General features: G+C 33.7%; 18 protein-coding genes. 6 read left to right on the top strand and 12 right to left on the bottom strand.

Features of this window, described 5'->3' with window-relative positions; all coding sequences use genetic code 11:
* Window positions 1-2 precede the first annotated feature (2 nt).
* The 9 genes from ACMGE6_RS02055 to ACMGE6_RS02095 form a co-directional block, all read right to left on the bottom strand.
* Complete coding sequence (locus ACMGE6_RS02055) at window positions 3-1,325, bottom strand: MATE family efflux transporter (protein ID WP_414054262.1); 1,323 nt, start codon at window positions 1,323-1,325, stop codon at window positions 3-5.
* Window positions 1,306-2,160 (bottom strand): metallophosphoesterase family protein, encoded by an 855-nt coding sequence (locus tag ACMGE6_RS02060; RefSeq protein ID WP_414054263.1) that lies wholly within the window; start codon window positions 2,158-2,160, stop codon window positions 1,306-1,308. Before ACMGE6_RS02060 ends, ACMGE6_RS02055 begins: the two co-directional genes overlap by 20 nt.
* 10 nt (window positions 2,161-2,170) lie before the next feature.
* Entirely contained in the window at window positions 2,171-3,067 is an 897-nt protein-coding gene (locus ACMGE6_RS02065; protein ID WP_414054264.1) for a carbohydrate ABC transporter permease, read from the bottom strand.
* Between the two features lie 26 nt (window positions 3,068-3,093).
* Complete coding sequence (locus ACMGE6_RS02070; RefSeq protein ID WP_414054265.1) at window positions 3,094-4,776, bottom strand: extracellular solute-binding protein; 1,683 nt, start codon at window positions 4,774-4,776, stop codon at window positions 3,094-3,096.
* A 13-nt stretch (window positions 4,777-4,789) separates the two neighbouring features.
* Complete coding sequence (locus ACMGE6_RS02075; RefSeq protein ID WP_414054266.1) at window positions 4,790-5,737, bottom strand: ABC transporter permease; 948 nt, start codon at window positions 5,735-5,737, stop codon at window positions 4,790-4,792.
* Window positions 5,712-7,082: a CehA/McbA family metallohydrolase gene (locus ACMGE6_RS02080; RefSeq protein WP_414054267.1), complete on the bottom strand. Its 1,371-nt coding sequence runs from the start codon at window positions 7,080-7,082 to the stop codon at window positions 5,712-5,714. The genes ACMGE6_RS02075 and ACMGE6_RS02080 overlap by 26 nt, the downstream gene beginning before the upstream one ends.
* Complete coding sequence (locus ACMGE6_RS02085) at window positions 7,075-8,157, bottom strand: ABC transporter ATP-binding protein (RefSeq protein WP_414054268.1); 1,083 nt, start codon at window positions 8,155-8,157, stop codon at window positions 7,075-7,077. Before ACMGE6_RS02085 ends, ACMGE6_RS02080 begins: the two co-directional genes overlap by 8 nt.
* A 246-nt stretch (window positions 8,158-8,403) precedes the next feature.
* Entirely contained in the window at window positions 8,404-9,324 is a 921-nt protein-coding gene (locus tag ACMGE6_RS02090) for a WYL domain-containing protein (protein ID WP_414054269.1), read from the bottom strand.
* A 140-nt stretch (window positions 9,325-9,464) separates the two neighbouring features.
* The gene (locus ACMGE6_RS02095) at window positions 9,465-10,124 is read right to left on the bottom strand and encodes a hypothetical protein (RefSeq protein ID WP_414044924.1); all 660 of its coding nucleotides are present in this window, start codon (window positions 10,122-10,124) and stop codon (window positions 9,465-9,467) included.
* A gap of 192 nt (window positions 10,125-10,316) precedes the next feature.
* On the opposite strand from ACMGE6_RS02095, the gene ACMGE6_RS02100 reads away from it, so the two are divergent.
* From ACMGE6_RS02100 to isaB, 4 genes are all read left to right on the top strand, one after another.
* Complete coding sequence (locus ACMGE6_RS02100; RefSeq protein ID WP_414054270.1) at window positions 10,317-10,844, top strand: SF0329 family protein; 528 nt, start codon at window positions 10,317-10,319, stop codon at window positions 10,842-10,844.
* Window positions 10,845-10,848: 4 nt separating this feature from the next.
* Window positions 10,849-11,391: a hypothetical protein gene (locus ACMGE6_RS02105; RefSeq protein WP_414054271.1), complete on the top strand. Its 543-nt coding sequence runs from the start codon at window positions 10,849-10,851 to the stop codon at window positions 11,389-11,391.
* Window positions 11,392-11,473: 82 nt separating this feature from the next.
* Window positions 11,474-11,842 carry a hypothetical protein gene (locus ACMGE6_RS02110; RefSeq protein ID WP_414054272.1) on the top strand — a complete coding sequence of 123 codons (369 nt, stop codon included), beginning with the start codon at window positions 11,474-11,476 and terminating at the stop codon, window positions 11,840-11,842.
* 84 nt (window positions 11,843-11,926) lie between these two features.
* Window positions 11,927-12,493 carry an immunodominant staphylococcal antigen IsaB family protein gene (gene isaB, locus ACMGE6_RS02115; protein WP_414054273.1) on the top strand — a complete coding sequence of 189 codons (567 nt, stop codon included), beginning with the start codon at window positions 11,927-11,929 and terminating at the stop codon, window positions 12,491-12,493.
* A gap of 92 nt (window positions 12,494-12,585) precedes the next feature.
* Here the strand turns inward: isaB and ACMGE6_RS02120 are convergent, their stop codons facing one another.
* Together ACMGE6_RS02120 and ACMGE6_RS02125 are read right to left on the bottom strand one after the other, a co-directional pair.
* Complete coding sequence (locus ACMGE6_RS02120) at window positions 12,586-13,203, bottom strand: hypothetical protein (RefSeq protein WP_414054274.1); 618 nt, start codon at window positions 13,201-13,203, stop codon at window positions 12,586-12,588.
* Window positions 13,204-13,296: 93 nt separating this feature from the next.
* On the bottom strand, window positions 13,297-13,950 hold the full coding sequence (locus ACMGE6_RS02125; protein WP_414054275.1) for a hypothetical protein: 654 nt from the start codon (window positions 13,948-13,950) through the stop codon (window positions 13,297-13,299).
* A gap of 171 nt (window positions 13,951-14,121) precedes the next feature.
* On the opposite strand from ACMGE6_RS02125, the gene ACMGE6_RS02130 reads away from it, so the two are divergent.
* On the top strand, window positions 14,122-14,532 hold the full coding sequence (locus tag ACMGE6_RS02130; protein WP_414054276.1) for a DUF2188 domain-containing protein: 411 nt from the start codon (window positions 14,122-14,124) through the stop codon (window positions 14,530-14,532).
* A 340-nt stretch (window positions 14,533-14,872) separates the two neighbouring features.
* Window positions 14,873-15,442 carry a hypothetical protein gene (locus ACMGE6_RS02135; RefSeq protein ID WP_414054277.1) on the top strand — a complete coding sequence of 190 codons (570 nt, stop codon included), beginning with the start codon at window positions 14,873-14,875 and terminating at the stop codon, window positions 15,440-15,442.
* A gap of 82 nt (window positions 15,443-15,524) precedes the next feature.
* Here the strand turns inward: ACMGE6_RS02135 and ACMGE6_RS02140 are convergent, their stop codons facing one another.
* On the bottom strand, window positions 15,525-16,673 hold the full coding sequence (locus ACMGE6_RS02140) for a M20 metallopeptidase family protein (protein WP_414054278.1): 1,149 nt from the start codon (window positions 16,671-16,673) through the stop codon (window positions 15,525-15,527).
* Window position 16,674: the final 1 nt, after the last annotated feature.

A 16,674-nucleotide genomic window follows, 5' to 3' on the forward strand; every position in this document is an offset into this window, starting at 1 on the left:
GACTATACACCTATTTTCTCTATGGATTTCTTCCAGTCTTTTCTATTAAATCTTTTTAACATCAGTATGGCACGAAGTAATTCATCCAGAATCATCAGAATAAATACGACAATAACGCCCATACTTAAAAACTTTATGCCTAGAAACGCACCAGGAACAAGTAGCACCCACGTTACAATAATATTGATTTTCACCGGGTAAGTAACATCACCCAATACGTTTAAGACAAAGACAAGAAATACATTGATAGCTCGAATCGGCTCGAGCAATAAAGATAGAAGTAATAAACTGAGTATCAATTCAAACGATGCTTCATCAAAATATGTCTGCCCGAAAATATAAAATCCTATTACAATCAGTATCACGATTGCCAGACTCATCAGAGTTGTAATTTTTAAATGCTTATGGACGAGTATATGTAAAATAGTATATTTATGCTTAGCAATAAACTTCCCTAAAAATATTTGATTGGCTACTGCGAAACTTAAAGCAAATGTAAAAGCAAAACCCGTCATTGTCTGAGTCAACATCTTTGAAGATACAGCCAATGTACCGAGTCCGGCAATTAAAGCAGTTAGAACCAGCTGAGAGAAGTTATAAGAAATATTTTCACCCGCACTAGGTAAACCGAGACTAATAATTTTCCTAAAAAAATCACTATTAAACTGTTTTAAACTAACTTTTATAAAATATCTACTAATAAGTATCATCAATAAGATACAACCAACTATTCTACTAATATTTGTTGCCCAGGCAACCATCAAAACAGGTGAATCAAAGCGATCACCCGATCCATATAGTACATAGCCATTCAACAGAATGTTAATACTGCTCATCAGGATTGAAATCATCGTAACGTACTTTGCAAGTTCAAGTACTCTTAGTATCGTTCCCATTAACATATTGCTCGTATGCACAAAATTCATGAGTAATAATGCCAACGCAAAAGACTTTGTAACGTGATAAACATCTTCTGGAATATTTAGCATGTGCATAATAGGATCAATAGATAACATAACGATGACGGAGACAAGTATAGTGACAACTAGGTTAAACATTAAACTCATCGTAATATCAGACTTCATCATCTGCTGATCTTTTTCCTTACTATGAATCAAGCGGATAGAAACACCTACATGAATGATAGTGATGAGAAATGTCACGATCATTAATACCTGATTGGCAAGTCCAACAGCTGCGACAGTGGATAGTCCCACTCCCGTTAACATAATGATGTCAATCTGACTCATTAGCATAAAGAAGAACTGCTCAATTAATACAGGATAAAATACTTTATTAAATCTTTTATTCGTACCTTTTATCATATTCTATTACCTTTGTTGTGACACGTCCTGTTGTATCCAGATCAAACAGTCTGGCACCACGATGCACGTCACCATAACAGTGGAAGCCACTCACTCTGCCAAAACATAAGTTAATGCCGTTTAAATTAAACTGGAAATCATTATCATGGTCATGACCACATGACACAAATGTTACGTCGTTATTATGCAATAACTGAACGAACATACCGCTATTAATATCTGCTGAAGATACTGTCTCATTATAAATACCTTTCAAGCCTTGTTCTTTATTCGCTAATTTATATTCAGGTAATGGGATATGTGTAAACAGTAAATTATTTGTTCCTGTAAAACCTGCTTTAACATACGCTTCTCTTGTCGTGCGCACCCATTGTACATGCTCAGGATGAATATAATCATAATGACTGATGTTCAGCTTGTCGTAATCTCCGCTATCAATCACATAGATTACATGTGTTAACTGATCATCCTGTATAACCTCAATACAGTAGGCTTCTTTATCATCAACGATATAACTGTGTTGCTTTTCTGCCAGTAAATTAATCTGTGATTCTAACTGTCTTAAGTCACTTCTAGTAAATTGGCCTTCTGTATCATGGTTACCATATGTCACAGCAACCGGAATATTTAAAGTATTTAAATGTGTAATCAGTCGTTTATAAGTTACGTCACTATCTATAATGCCTTCTGACCATATCTGATCACCTGTCAGCATCAATAAGTCTGGATGATAGTGATTAACCATTTGTGAAATCAATGCATACGTTGCTTCATCTTCTGTATTATGATGTGGACTCAAATGTAAATCTGTTAACTGCATAATTCTATAAGACATCGTTACACTCCTATTCTTTCATCGATCCAATGTTTACGCCATTAACGAAATGCTTCTGAATAAATGGATAAATGATGAGTACTGGAATAACAACAATAACAATAGTAGCCATTTGAAGCGATTCACCTGTAATCGTAATCTTATCCAGCATTTCATAAGAACCTGACTTCTGCTTTAAAGCATCTGCGATAGCTTCTTGTGTGGTTAACATCTCTTGTAATACTGTCGCAATCGGCTTTAAATTTGCATCACGTACAAAGAATGATCCTGTAAACCAGTCATTCCACTGTGACACGATATTAAATAATGCAATCGTCGCAATCACCGGACGACTCATCGGCAGAATAATACGCCAGAATATTTGAAAGTCATTACAACCGTCTAACATTGCTGCTTCTTTCACACTTTCAGGTATTTCTAAGAAGAATGTACGCATAATCAATATATTCCATACACTATATAACGAAGGGATAATATAAACCCAAATCGTATTCGTTAAATGTAATTGATTTAAAACAAGGTAAAGTGGAATAATGCCCCCACTAAATAGCATTGTAAAAAAGATAAAAAATGTTATGGTCTTTCTAAACGGTAACGTCTTAGAACTTAATGCGAACGCAGCCATTGCAGTAAGCAATACACTCAAGACGGTTCCAACGACCGTCTTGAATATACTGATCCATAATGCATTTACAATTTTTCCTTGTTTAAATATCTCAATATAATTATCAAACGTGAACATTCTTGGCCAGAAATAGATGCCACCTTTTTGCGCATCATTACCATTATTCAGTGATAAAGCTAAAATGTTTAGAAACGGGAGTACAATACTTAAACTTAATAATACTAAGATAATTATTGTGATAATTCGTATTGCTAGCCATGATTTATCTTTGCCTACTGGCATCGTACGTCCTCCTTTAAAGCTTTATACTAGAAACGGATTTTCTCACCTTTTTTAATTTCTTCTTCAACTAATTTTTCAAAGTCTTCGATACCTGCATCTTCAACACGTTTTTTCGCTTCATCTAAAATCTTCTTCGCTTCATCTTCAGATTTTGCGTAGTAAGCACGTTTTAATGCTTCATCGTATTCATTTAAAGCAGTTTCTAAATCTTCTGCACGCTCAAAACGTGGTAGGAATGATTTCACTGTTAAACCATCGATGACTTCAGCATTTTTTAACTTCTCATCATAACCCCACATCTCAGCAATCTTTTGTCCTGTATTTTGCGTGTTCTTACGTGCGCTTGCACCGTACTCAGCTTCACCGAAATCTGCTTTACGGTCAATATCTGTGTAACCTAAATGTTCTGACCAGTATGAACCAGCACCACGGAAACCACGTTTCTTCGCTTTGTCTGGATTTTTAGCAATTTCATCTAATACTTCTTTTTTAACGATTGGATTACCTTTTTTATCTAAAGTATAGTCACGGCCTTCAATACCGTATTGAGAAATTAATTTACCTTCACGGCTTGCTAAGAAATCAGCGAACTTAACAATTTCTTCTGGGTTCTTTGTTGTTTTTGGAATTGCCCATCCTGCATAACCAGATTTATATGATAATGACATTTTGTAAGGCTTATCGATATAGTTTAATGGTCCGATAGGAATATACTTCATGTTTTGGTTTTCAGTTACGTAGTTGTGTAAATCTGAAACGATACCAAATGAACCGTTTACGATACCTTCTTTAGCTTTGTTTTCTGGTAATGTGTAGAATTCTGGATGCATTAATTTCTCATCCATTAATTTCTTAACATACTTCACACGTTCCATACCTTGATCAGTTTGAGACTCATGTTTGATCTTTCCGTCTTTATCTTTTAAGAATTTTTCATCAGCTGGACCAGTCCATACTAAGTCATTGTAGAATGCAGTACGGTCACTACCGCCCCAAGCTGTAGGTCCGATAGGTGTAATTGCTTTACCATTTTCATCTTTGAAGTTACCTTTTTGAATCTTTTTAGCCAGTTCATACATATCTTCTGATGTTTTGATTGATTTTGGATCAACTTTAAGTTTTTCGACGATGTCTTTTCTCACATATGGCCCACCAACTGTTTTTACTTCAGGGCTTGCTGGATTTCTTGGAATACTCATGTGAACTAAGAATGTACCATTTAAATCTTTACGGAACATGATATTGTCTTTTGTATCTTTTGGTAAGTAACCATCTTTGAAGTATTTGCTATAGACTTTAGTGTCTTTTAACATATCCGTTAAGTCTGTTAACTGACCTTGCTTTGCAGCCTTTGTTAAGATCTTCATTTCAGGACGACCACTATCATTTAAGTAATAAGCGATAAAGTCAGGTAAGTCGCCAGCTGCAAGTCCTGCTGTTAAAGCATCTGTTGAATCACTACCAGATGCAGTTTGTAATTCTAATTCGATACCTGTTTTCTTCTTAATTAATTCTTTGATTTCTTTATTTTGATATGGAGAAACGTCTCCTTCACTTTGAAACACTAATCCTTTAATTTTACGGTCTGCTATCCAAGTATCAGGTTTACCTTTTTTATCTGCTTCTTTATCCTTATTATCCTCAGTCTTACCACATGCAGCTGTAAATAATAATACAAACGATACCATTAACAATAATAATTTTTTCATGTGTTTGCTCCTTTTACCATAATGATGTTTTGAATTTTTTTGATGAAATGTAGTTCACTAAAAGAACAAGAATTAAACCGATAACACCCTGGATTAATCCGATTGCTGTGGCATAACCAAAGTCGCCTTGCTGAATACCTGTGCGTATTACAAAGGTATCGATAATTTCTGCAACTTTTGCATTCCCTGGTGTCTGTAATAAATAGATCTGATCAAATCCTGCTGATAAGATATTGCCCAGTGAAAGAATAAATAACACGATAATCGTCGGAAAGATTGAAGGGATAATAATATGAATAATTTGTTTCAAACGATTTGCACCATCAATTGCTGCAGCTTCAAAGAGCTGAGGATTAATTCCCATAATTGCAGCAAAATATATGATGGAACTCCAACCGATATCTTTCCACAAATATGTTGAAAACATGATTGCGTGAAAATATTCCGGATCCATCATAAAGAAATGGTCCCCATCACCTCCTGAAAGTTTAATGATTTGGTTCAGTAATCCTGTATCTGGTGCTAATATATTTCTTGCAATACCCACAACAACTACCCATGATAGAAAGTGAGGGATATATGAAACACTCTGGAAGAAACTACGTAATTTACTATTCTGAATTTCGTTAAACATTAAAGCCAGTATTATTGGAAACGGTAGAGCTAAAAATAATTTCATACCGCTGATAATTAATGTATTGATAATAATCTGTGTACTTCTTGAATCTCCGAAGAAACGCTCAAAATACTTTAATCCTATCCAGCCTTCTCCCCAGATTCCAGAGTTAAATGTAAACTCACGGAATGCTAAAATCATACCCGTCATAGGGATATAACTAAAAATCAAAAAGAAGAGTACACACGGCAACAACATTAAATATAAATAACGATGCTGCCATAAATTTTGCCATGTCGCTTTTTTGCCTATTTGTGTTTTAACCATTTTTTGTTTTTTCGACATAAGCATGACCTCCATTAAATATAGGATTACCGATGGCTACAATCTGGTCATCTACATATTTCTCAATAATAATCCACTGCAACGTGTCATAATCGATACGCTCATCAAAGCTTATACAACCATTCAATATGCTCACATCCAGATAACCGATGTTAGAATCTACTTTAATCTGTGCATCATCTTCAACGACCTTCAATGACTCATGACAGATATCTACAGCCAAACCATATGGCAGGATGTCATCCGTACTGATTGCGTAGCCAAACTGCAATTCTGATTGACCTGATTTCACAGCCTGGATAATATCCTGAGCGTTTGCATCACGTCCAGCAAAGACTTTCATACGGGTTACTGTGCCTGTATAATTTTCGTTATGCCAGTCACGCCCACATGTCATGACAATTGTTGGATTATCCTTTAATAATGCTTTATAAAATGCGAGTGCTTTTTGATTTGATTCTGTATGTGGTGTGTCACCATTCCATACTTCAATCGCATCAAACAAGTCATGCGTTGCAGTGTCGTACTCAAATCTACAACCCGTACATATTGGTGAACCCGTATCAAAAGGATGTGCCATGACAAGCAATGTGTCTTCGAATTTCAGCTCAATTAAAAATTCAAAGATATTCTCTTTTGTAATACGCGTAAAATCCTGATGTTTAAAACGAGAAAAGTTACCGAGACATAGGAAGTGACCATCAAACGTAGTGTATTCAACACCTGGCAGAATCAACAGTTCGTGATCGTGCGTATCTGCTGCGAAATAACTTGTCATCGTATTATGGTCAGTGATTCCTAAAACATCTAATCCTCTATCTTCAGCACTTGAAAGTAGTGCTTCAACCGTAAACGAAGCATCGCTATGATTCGTATGGCTATGAAGTTCAACATGATACGGCTTAATATCATCGCGACACTGTTCACCAAACACTGAAACAGTAAGCTTCACATTATCTGAGACGATTGCATGACAACTCATCGTGATTTCAAGTAATCCATCTTTAAAGTCAACCGGGCTAAAACCTACTGAAGAATTCTTCCCTAACACAATATCCATCTGTTCAAAACTGTGATTCGCACCAATGAACGCATGATTATAACGTACGCTCGGCGTGATTAAATTTCTTAAATGATCTGTCGAAGTAAAAGGATCGATGCTCCCCTGCTGAATCGCATCATCTATTGCTTCAGTAATCAATTCACTATTATCTTCAACTACCGGACTATACTTGTACTGGATCGTAATTGATTCATAAGAACCTTTCAGATGAATATGAATCGGCACATGTGTCTTGTTATTCGACTGATTTAACTGATATTCAGCTTCAAATAACTTATTCATGTGGCGTCACCTGTTGAATACGCTGACCAGTTTGTTCATCAAAGAAAAGTAACGCTTCAAATGGAATGAAGATAGTTAATGTCTGTTTACGCGTAAACATTAACTTCGCATCAAACACTAATTTAAATTCAAAGTTATCTTTATGACATGTTAGTATTTTCTCTGCACCCGTCATCTCGATAACATCTACTACAACATCTTTCAGCGTAATACCATCAGTTTGACCATTCCATACTTCTGCATTTTCTGGTCGGAAGCCCATTACAAGCGTATTGGCATGACTATCTAATGCAAATGGAAACTGAATACGTTCATTCGCAACAGCAAACCCAGTCTCCTGCTTATCGACATGAATAAAGTTCATATTAGGGGAACCAATGAAACTTGCGACAAAACGATTTGCTGGATTATTGTAAATTTCTTCTGGTGTACCAATCTGTTGAATTAAACCATCCTTCATTACAACGATTCTTGAAGCCATCGTCATCGCTTCTGTCTGATCATGCGTCACATAAATCGTCGTAGCACCTACACGTTCATGTAACTTGATAATCTCAGTACGCATCTGTGTACGCAGTTTCGCATCTAAATTTGATAACGGCTCATCCATCAAGAAAAGTTTTGCATCTCGAACAATGGCACGACCTAAAGCAACACGCTGACGCTGACCACCTGACAAAGCTTTCGGCTTACGCTTTAATAAATGCTCAATTTCAAGAATTTTTGCGATGTTTACGATTTTATCGTGGTATTCAGACTTCTTCATCTTTCTCATCTTTAGACCAAATGTCATATTCTGATAGACAGTCATATGTGGATACAATGCATAGTTCTGAAAGACCATCGCGATTTCACGATCTTTCGGATGTAAATCGTTGATGACTTTACCGTCAATCTTGATTGTTCCTGAAGTGATTGTTTCTAAACCTGCGATCATTCTAAGTGTTGTAGATTTACCGCAACCTGATGGACCAACGAATACAATGAATTCTTTTTCTGCGACATCTAAATTAAAGTCACTAACTGCTTTTACGTCCTTATCAAATGTTTTGTTCAAATGTTCAATTTGAATCATTTCTCCACCTCGATGTATGTATTAACAATACATAATATATCAACATAGTTTTAATTTACATTTAAGCAATTGTAAATAAATCGTTTTTGTTATTGTTTTGTTTTTTACAAAACAAAAGTATTTTATGACTAAACAAAGGTTTATAGCCATTTTAAATGTAAATTGGAATCTATTTTTCTCCTTAAAAATTTACAAAAAGATAAAAATAAAAAACCCGAATCCATGATTCGGGTAATCAACTGTTTCTTATTCAACATCCTCGTACATCATATATAAACCTTTCATCTTGTTCTTAAAGCATTCCACATATTCTATAGGTTCAAGTATCTTTACGCGAGGGAATACACGGTAACATAGAAAATATACATCCTCTTCTGTCATATTCACCGCAACTTTATAATTTCCGTTAGACGTACGTCCGTACTCAGTCTTAATTACAGGATTTTCTTCCTTAAATGTCTTGTAGTATTCCGCGTCAATCTCTAAAATCAATTTTGACTTCGTATTAAACTCTTTCTCCGCTTCCTTATTCCCATACTGTTTCACCTGAATAATATCAATCAGCCTTAAACTCTTTACTTCACCCTTATAGTAATAATGTAGATAAAAATGATAATACTGATACGAAATTCTGATTGGTGTCAAACCACGTTCCTCAATTTCGTCCCCTTCAGCATCGTAATATGTAATACTCATCCTTAACTGATTCATGATAATCTCCTGAATCTCTAATAGCAATACAGGAAATATCTCTTGATCAATCTCAAAGTCCTTTAAAAATGACTGCACATAATGCGTTTTAATATTATGTGTCTTATATGTACTTTTAATAAACTCTATCGTTTCCTTCGATAAATAAGGTGTTAAACTTTTTATCTGAATCAGCATGCTCAGTAAACCTGCCGTATGATCATCGACTTGAGGTGTAATCAACGTGTACACACCCTTATGACGTAAGTAATTTATCTTACTTAACTCAGCGTTATCGTCTAGCGCACGCTCACTTGCATTAATGAAATCCTCAAGTGCTTCAATGTAACGATGAATAGAACGCTCAGAACGATTGTACCGATGTAATAGAAAATCCAGTGAAACATATTTATTATTATTCAGTAAAAAATATAAATCCAGCATCGCTGCCGATTTATTCGTAATATGCTGATTCATAATGACTACCCCATGATTAGTGACTTATTTAATATTTTAAATATATATTAGCATTTTGACAAAAACTGTCCGATTCAGCGTAAAAATGCAAAAAGAGATAGCGTTAATTTCGCTATCTCTGAATATTGCATATTAAGTTTTTAATAACTTGCCCACTCACTTGAAGTAATAAACTCGTTCATTGCATTACCATCAGAACCAGCGTCATTTGCAGCATAGTAGTACCATTTCTCTAGTTCTTTATTATTTTTAGTATGGAAAATAACAGCACTCTCTAATTTAGGAGATTCATTATAACCTACCCTATAAGTATAAAAGAATGTAATATTTTTATACACATCCACAATCTTTGAATCATAATTTTCATTAGAAGCTTCAGTAGTTTGTGTACGCAACGGCTTACCATAAACAGCTAGCATCTTTGTTCTAGGTACGATTCTTTTATCATCAATATTTTTATCTACAATTCTAGTAATTTTTTTGTTTTTAATACTAATTTTATTAGATGACTGAAAATCTGCAAATGCTACGTCTTTATTAGATTCATAAAACCAAACACTATTAGCTTGTAACCAAAATAATCGACCATCTTCATTATAGTATCTTTTGTTGTTATAGTATTTCGCAACTTTCCCACCAATAATAAACCCATCCATTGATAGTTTTCCAGCTTTGGCTTTTTTCGCAACACTCGGGTTTGAATAATCAATGTTGGCTTTCGCCGCATCCGCTTCGTTTGTAAATGCTAATCCACTTGCTAATAATGATACCGCAGCACTAGTCAGTAATAATTTTTTCATCGTTAATCTCCCTTGTTTTTTATATTTACAAATTCATCATAACAACTTGAAAAGTCAGTTTTTGACGATTTCAGGTGATTTTTTATAGTTGTTTCTCCATTTAAATTCTTTAAGGTAATTGTATTCACCCTCAATCATCCATATAATTTAACTAATAAATTATAAGTCATAATAATAGAAAGAAGCGTTCGAATGATTAAAAGATGGTCTAAAGAGAAACTATTATTAGAAAGTTTTATATGCGAACATTTACAAGGAAGATTGCAGTGGCATCAGGCTGTTCATCGTTATTCTCATGATCAACCTGCCAGACTTTCTCTTACACTTGATAAAGAAGAAATCTTTGCCACGAATACAATTAAGATCGAGATACTGCGTTATGAACATTACAAACTATCGGACGATGCAAAATCTAAATTTGAAACTGAGATGCAGCATCGTAAAGGCTTTGGGCAACTCATGGAGCATTATCAGGATATTTCTTTTCTCTACGCTGAAAGCAAAGGATTTTATGGTTTCACTGCTTTTGAAGTCATCAGAGAATATCCTAACCTTTCCATTGAGGAAGCCTTAAATTCACCTTTTGAACTAGTACGAGCATATGCAATGTTTGATCGTCGTTTGGGCAGCAGAAGATTGCAAAATTTAGATTTAAAAGATGAACATCCATTAGTAAAGAAGTTTTACAAAATTAGAATAAGTCATAATAAAAAGGATTGATGAAATGTTTTCAACATTGTTAGCATATCGAGAAAAAGATTATGATTATTTATATGATCAGGAGCTTGTAGATTTAAAAGAATTATTACACCAAGAGCTATGGCTGGTGCATACAACAATCGATACAGCTTTTGAAAATTTAATCATGGAATCATATGGATACGAAATAAATATAGAAGATTATTTTGAAGTTGATTGGATTAAAGAGATGAAGCTGCGTCTAGATGAAATTAAGTCACACATCGAATACGATAATCGACTGGACAATGAATATTCATTATGGAATTATGGACAGGATTTGGTGAAAATCACTTTGCAAAGCGGCGAAACATATACCGGTCGTATGTATGAGTTTGATGATTCAGATTTAGACTTTGCATGGTTGACACTAAAAGAGCAAGAGCGTAATGATTTAATCGTTATCTCATTTAATGAAATAACTGGAGTCGTTAAAGTGAAGTCTAATAATATTATTGTAATTCAAGCTAAAAAAAGAGAATTAATAAATAAGGTGGTTAAAAAAATATTTAAAATAGCTCGGAAATAATTTTAAATCAGTGTTATTTAAAAAACTTTCTTAATGCATAATCACAATATAATGACATTACTTTCATAAAGGATGAGTAAAAATGTTTTTCACAAAACACTACGACTTAAGTTATTATAATAATCCAGATGTATATGAACATATTGGAAACAAAATTTATAAGAATATAAAGTTTACTACCGGTTTTATTAATATCGGCGATTATAGTATTTCAATAGAAGCTGTCCATGAAGCCAATGAAACATTTGAGACCTTTGATAAAGTTATTAAAATTTTAAGAAAAAAGTATAGTGTTTGGCCAGTAATGATTTATGAAGATCCTATAGAAAATTTCGAACCAAATTATATGTTGACGTTAGCTGGTTCATTTGAAAATATAAAAATAGTTTCTTCTATGGTTGGGAAACGTATTATTCTAGATAAAGATGAAGATGACATTGTTGTAGAATGACGATTTACACATATTAGAAATAAAAACATAATTTGTTACTTTATGGTGTATAATAGACTTATCAAATTAGAACGGAGTGTTACCGTGAAAAACAAATTAATAGTTGCTTCTCTTTCTGCTTTCATGCTACTTCCAACTTTAACTACCTTTGCAGAAGAAAAAACAGTACAAAATACTCAAGAAGTTGCACCATATCATTTACAAGGGAATACGCACGTAAAGTATAAATTTCTTTTCGATCCAAATTTCACAAACGCATTACAGAATAATACGCTAACTGTTAACGGCTTTAAACTAGCTAAATCTGTAACAGAAAAAGAACGAAAAGCCACATATAAACCAAACTATAATTATTCTAGATACAACAAACAAATCTCAGGTCTTTCTATCAATAAAGATACTGTTGCATTCCGTACAAAATCTAAGAAGATATACGAAATTATCATTCCAGTGAAACGTCACAAGGTCACACAAGATGAATTCATCAAAATTTATGGAAATGATCCATTTGAAACTTATAACACGACTTTTTACAAAGGAAAAAATTATATGTTTGATTCTTATAGTACTAAACATGGTCATTACATTGCACTGTATGACAAAAGTGACCGTACATTAGTAGCGCTTCAGATTTATTCAAAAGTAAAGTAAACAGTATAAAAATAAATCCCCAAAAGTTGAATTTAGCATTCAACTTTTTGGGGATTATTTATCGTCGTTAATATATCCTGAACTATAATATTTTATTTCCATTCACTTTTCTTTATAGCAGGATAATACTCTTTAGTCTTCAACAATTTACTAAACTTTTTAATTTCAGCTACTGTTTTAAAATTATTAAGATGAACCATAATTAACTTTTTATTGTATTTAGTATATACGAATGTTGCAAATTTATAGTGATCCTGAACAATATCGATCCCACCCATATTCGAGCGACTAGTCACTGAAAGAACCGGCTTCTTATATACTTTACGAATCGCATTCATATTCGTATTTTTATAACTGAATAATTCAATTCTTTTCACTTTACGATTCATAAACGCAATCTTATCCTGTAAATCTGAATAACCAGCAGCTCCTAATGTAGTGACTTTATCAATCTTAGTAACCGATGGGTTGGGTGGCGAATAAGAGCCATGACTTGACTGCATTAAAGTGTATGCTTTTTTAAAACGATACCCCTTTAATTTCTTTCCAATTTTGATACCGTCCGGCGCAAATGTACTTTTTTTAATTTTGTCCGCAACTGATTTTGAAGTTAGATTATATTTTGTAGCTGCACTTGCTTCATGATTGATTGACGTAAGCGGTGTGAGTAAGACTGTAGAGAGAACAATAATCTTGGTTATTTTTTTCATGTTGTGCTCCTAATAATTATTTTTAATTATTATAGCACGACTCTTTAAAATATATTCTGAGAATGGAAATAAAAATATGTTAATAAAGATGGATTACTTCCAATCACTTTTGAGAAGTACCACGGGTCCACCTGCAAAAATTCCCCATTTCTTATCTATTCGTTTCCAGCCATTCACTTTATTCATCGTATTACTTTTTGTTAATTGCATCTGGAATAATTTATAACCTGATTTAGGCTTTCTTGTTATATAATCTATTCTTCTTAAATATTGAAAACGTACATTCTTATAATATTCAACTTTTAATTCTTCAGAACCATCAAGTGTTGGTCCAAAATTTAATGTTGTTAAAGGTTTTCCATAGTACTTTCTGATGGTAGCTGGACTATATTCTTGATTTTCTCGTGCTGAATACGTCAATTGAGTAAGATAACGTTTATTAAGTGGACGGTGTGATGTAAAGTGTGCGTAACCTCCTCCAACATCTCCGTAAACTAGTGCTTCATCATATGTTTTTTCTTTAATATTGCTTAAAGTACTAAATGTATATCCTTTTTTACCTTTATAATAGCCAATCGAATTACCTAGCTTAAGTCCACCTAAAGTTAGTTTTCCAGCTTTAGCTTTACTGATTGTTGATTTACTTAGTAATGGTAAAGTCTTATATTTAACCGCTTCAGCTTCATGTGATGCTGTCATTCCTACTAACATTGATCCTGCGAGTATTATTGTCATAACTTTTTTCATGGAAATCACCTCATAGTTTTATGTACTTATCAGCATTATACAATCCTTGCTGGTCAGAAACTGTCTATATCGTGATACTTACTGTATACAAAAATTTTATATATTTCTTTATGATTGCAAATTGCTATTTCGGCTATAGTAATATAAACAAATCTTATAGGAGGTATAGACATGTGGACGATGGATGATTATCCGAATAGCTGGAAGAACTTTGATGAGCTAGAGCGTAAAAAAGCGATTGATATCGGAAATGCGATGCTTAAACAAGGTTATCAAGAATCAGATTTAATTCCGATTGCGACGAAACAAGCGCAGGATTGGTATAAAGATGCAACTGACGATGAACTTGAAAATTTAAAGCATAAGAAGATCACATTGCATAAAAAAGATGATTCAGTAAATACGGACTTAATTGATAATGATGTCGAAGTATATTTCGAAGACGATGTATGGAAAGTGAAAACTAAAAATGCAAAACGCGCAACAGGAACTTTCGATACAAAGGAAGAAGCTGTTGCACGTGCTAAAGAGATTGCTGATAACAGAGATTCAAAAGTGATTGAGCATAATAAGGGTCAGTAGATTAAATTCAATTTAATACATTAATATTTACTTGGTAATGTCAAAAAAAGCATCATAATTAAGATGAACACGATGTTTACACTCAATAACGTCGATATTAAAATATCAAAACGAGTGACTAAATAGATAAGTACGAAGACGACTATATTGGCTGGTAACAATGAGATAAACAACAAAATGATTACAATTGGCGCTGTCATTACTTAATAGTAGTATACATATTTTTTAATAAATCTTTTCATTTTTTATATTGTATATAACACATCAAAAAAAATATCATAACTATCAGCTTTTTCATGATATATTTATTTTATAAATTCAGAATATCAGGAGACTAAATATGAAAAAATTATTCGTAAGTGTATTAACGTTCAGTATATTATTGGCCGGCTGTGGATCAAATAAGGAAGAACAGGCTGAAACAAAGTTAAAAAAAGAGGAAAGTAAGACAACTGAAAATAAAAAAGTTAAAAAGAAAAATGTTAAAGAAAAAACTAATTCAGAGAAACGTACTACGGAATCACCTACAACTGAAGTAACTACTACGGAAACAGTAACAACAGAAGTAGCTACATCGGAATTGGTTACTTCTGAATTAGCTCAAGTTCAAAATTCAAAAATTAATCCAACTGATGTACAATCTCAACAACAACTTGAAACAATTATATATAGTAATCTGTATACTGAACGAGAGAAAACATTAGCTTATCAATACGCAGTTGATAAAGGTATTATTCCTATGGCTCCAGCGACTGAATTATATGCAGCTGAGCGTTATAGAGACTCTGTTAATATGCAAAATGGCATGTCTGAAAAAGATATTATGCGTCAAAAGTATGAATCATGGATAGACGCAGGCATGTTTACAGAAGAACAAATGGAGGAAGAACTCGCGAAGTTCGATTATTAAAATATTAATAATTTTATATAATTTATCGGTAATGAAAAAACTGAGAAATAGAGCATATCTACTCTTTTTCTCAGTTTTTATCTTATTTATACTCTCTCGCCACTTTAACAAACATTTCAAAGCCTATACTAAATCCATTTTCGTTTAATCCAAATTTCGGATGGTGGTGTGGATAATCAAAACCTTCACTGCCTGTACCTATGAATATGTACACACATGGTGCGACTTTGTTATAGGCACTAAAGTCTTCTCCACCGAGCATTGGTGGTTCAGTTACGATATTATCGTAATCTCTTTTGGCAATATTCATTATGAATTGTGTATGCTCTGGATCATTATATACTGCATCATATCCAATTGTATAATCAATCGTGTATGTAGCATCATTCGCAAGGGTTAGATGTTCTAATAGTCTTTCAATGTTCTCTTTTACAAATTGTCTATTCTCCTCAGTGGTTGTTCTAACTGATCCTCCAAGAAGAACTTTATCTGGTATGACATTTTCAGCACCTGTTGTTCCCGCCTGGAATACTGTATTAGAGACAACCACCGGGTCAAATGGATCTAATCTACGCGAAACGAGTGTCTGTAATTGGGTTACAAACTGACTTCCTATAACCACTGGATCGATACTTCTATGGGGCTGGCTTGCATGTCCGCCTTTCCCTTGAATCGTGATTGTATAAATATCTGAATTCGCACTTGCTGGTCCTTCTTTAATATCAATATGTCCTAATGGTAATGTTGCCCATAAATGATGGCCATAGATAAAGTCAAAGTCTTTAAAGTAACCTGTTTCCACAAGTTCTCTTGCTCCGCCAGGTATCAGTTCTTCTGCATGCTGAAAGATACAGTGAATCTCATTCTCTAATTCATCTATATGATCATTGAAATAAAATGCTGACCCTAATAATAGTGCAGTATGTCCGTCATGACCACATGCATGCATCAATCCGTCTTTCTTAGATACAAAATCAATATCCGTTCTTTCTTCCTGGACAGGCAGTGCATCTATATCTGCGCGTAATCCAATCTTTTTCTTACCACCTTTATTGAATACCGCTACTGTTCCAGTATCAGTGAGTTCAACCACTTCACAATGCTCTAATTGATTTAAGTGTTCTCTAATATATTGTGCAGTCTCATACTCTTTAAAAGAAGGTTCAGGATATTGATGTAGATAACGTCTTATCTCAATAATCTTATCTTTATACTCATTATAATCACACATA

The sequence above is a fragment of the Macrococcus equi genome, assembly GCF_047426745.1.
Taxonomy (GTDB): Bacteria; Bacillota; Bacilli; order Staphylococcales; family Staphylococcaceae; genus Macrococcoides; species Macrococcoides equi.

Bases quoted from the DNA above. Each gene is read 5' to 3' on its own strand.
- ACMGE6_RS02055 (WP_414054262.1), bottom strand. From the start codon at position 1,325: ATGATAAAAGGTACGAATAAAAGATTTAATAAAGTATTTTATCCTGTA.
- ACMGE6_RS02060 (WP_414054263.1), bottom strand. From the start codon at position 2,160: ATGTCTTATAGAATTATGCAGTTAACAGATTTACATTTGAGTCCACAT.
- ACMGE6_RS02065 (WP_414054264.1), bottom strand. From the start codon at position 3,067: ATGCCAGTAGGCAAAGATAAATCATGGCTAGCAATACGAATTATCACA.
- ACMGE6_RS02070 (WP_414054265.1), bottom strand. From the start codon at position 4,776: ATGAAAAAATTATTATTGTTAATGGTATCGTTTGTATTATTATTTACA.
- ACMGE6_RS02075 (WP_414054266.1), bottom strand. From the start codon at position 5,737: ATGTCGAAAAAACAAAAAATGGTTAAAACACAAATAGGCAAAAAAGCG.
- ACMGE6_RS02080 (WP_414054267.1), bottom strand. From the start codon at position 7,082: ATGAATAAGTTATTTGAAGCTGAATATCAGTTAAATCAGTCGAATAAC.
- ACMGE6_RS02085 (WP_414054268.1), bottom strand. From the start codon at position 8,157: ATGATTCAAATTGAACATTTGAACAAAACATTTGATAAGGACGTAAAA.
- ACMGE6_RS02090 (WP_414054269.1), bottom strand. From the start codon at position 9,324: ATGAATCAGCATATTACGAATAAATCGGCAGCGATGCTGGATTTATAT.
- ACMGE6_RS02095 (WP_414044924.1), bottom strand. From the start codon at position 10,124: ATGAAAAAATTATTACTGACTAGTGCTGCGGTATCATTATTAGCAAGT.
- ACMGE6_RS02100 (WP_414054270.1), top strand. From the start codon at position 10,317: ATGATTAAAAGATGGTCTAAAGAGAAACTATTATTAGAAAGTTTTATA.
- ACMGE6_RS02105 (WP_414054271.1), top strand. From the start codon at position 10,849: ATGTTTTCAACATTGTTAGCATATCGAGAAAAAGATTATGATTATTTA.
- ACMGE6_RS02110 (WP_414054272.1), top strand. From the start codon at position 11,474: ATGTTTTTCACAAAACACTACGACTTAAGTTATTATAATAATCCAGAT.
- ACMGE6_RS02120 (WP_414054274.1), bottom strand. From the start codon at position 13,203: ATGAAAAAAATAACCAAGATTATTGTTCTCTCTACAGTCTTACTCACA.
- ACMGE6_RS02125 (WP_414054275.1), bottom strand. From the start codon at position 13,950: ATGAAAAAAGTTATGACAATAATACTCGCAGGATCAATGTTAGTAGGA.
- ACMGE6_RS02130 (WP_414054276.1), top strand. From the start codon at position 14,122: ATGTGGACGATGGATGATTATCCGAATAGCTGGAAGAACTTTGATGAG.
- ACMGE6_RS02135 (WP_414054277.1), top strand. From the start codon at position 14,873: ATGAAAAAATTATTCGTAAGTGTATTAACGTTCAGTATATTATTGGCC.
- ACMGE6_RS02140 (WP_414054278.1), bottom strand. From the start codon at position 16,673: ATGTGTGATTATAATGAGTATAAAGATAAGATTATTGAGATAAGACGT.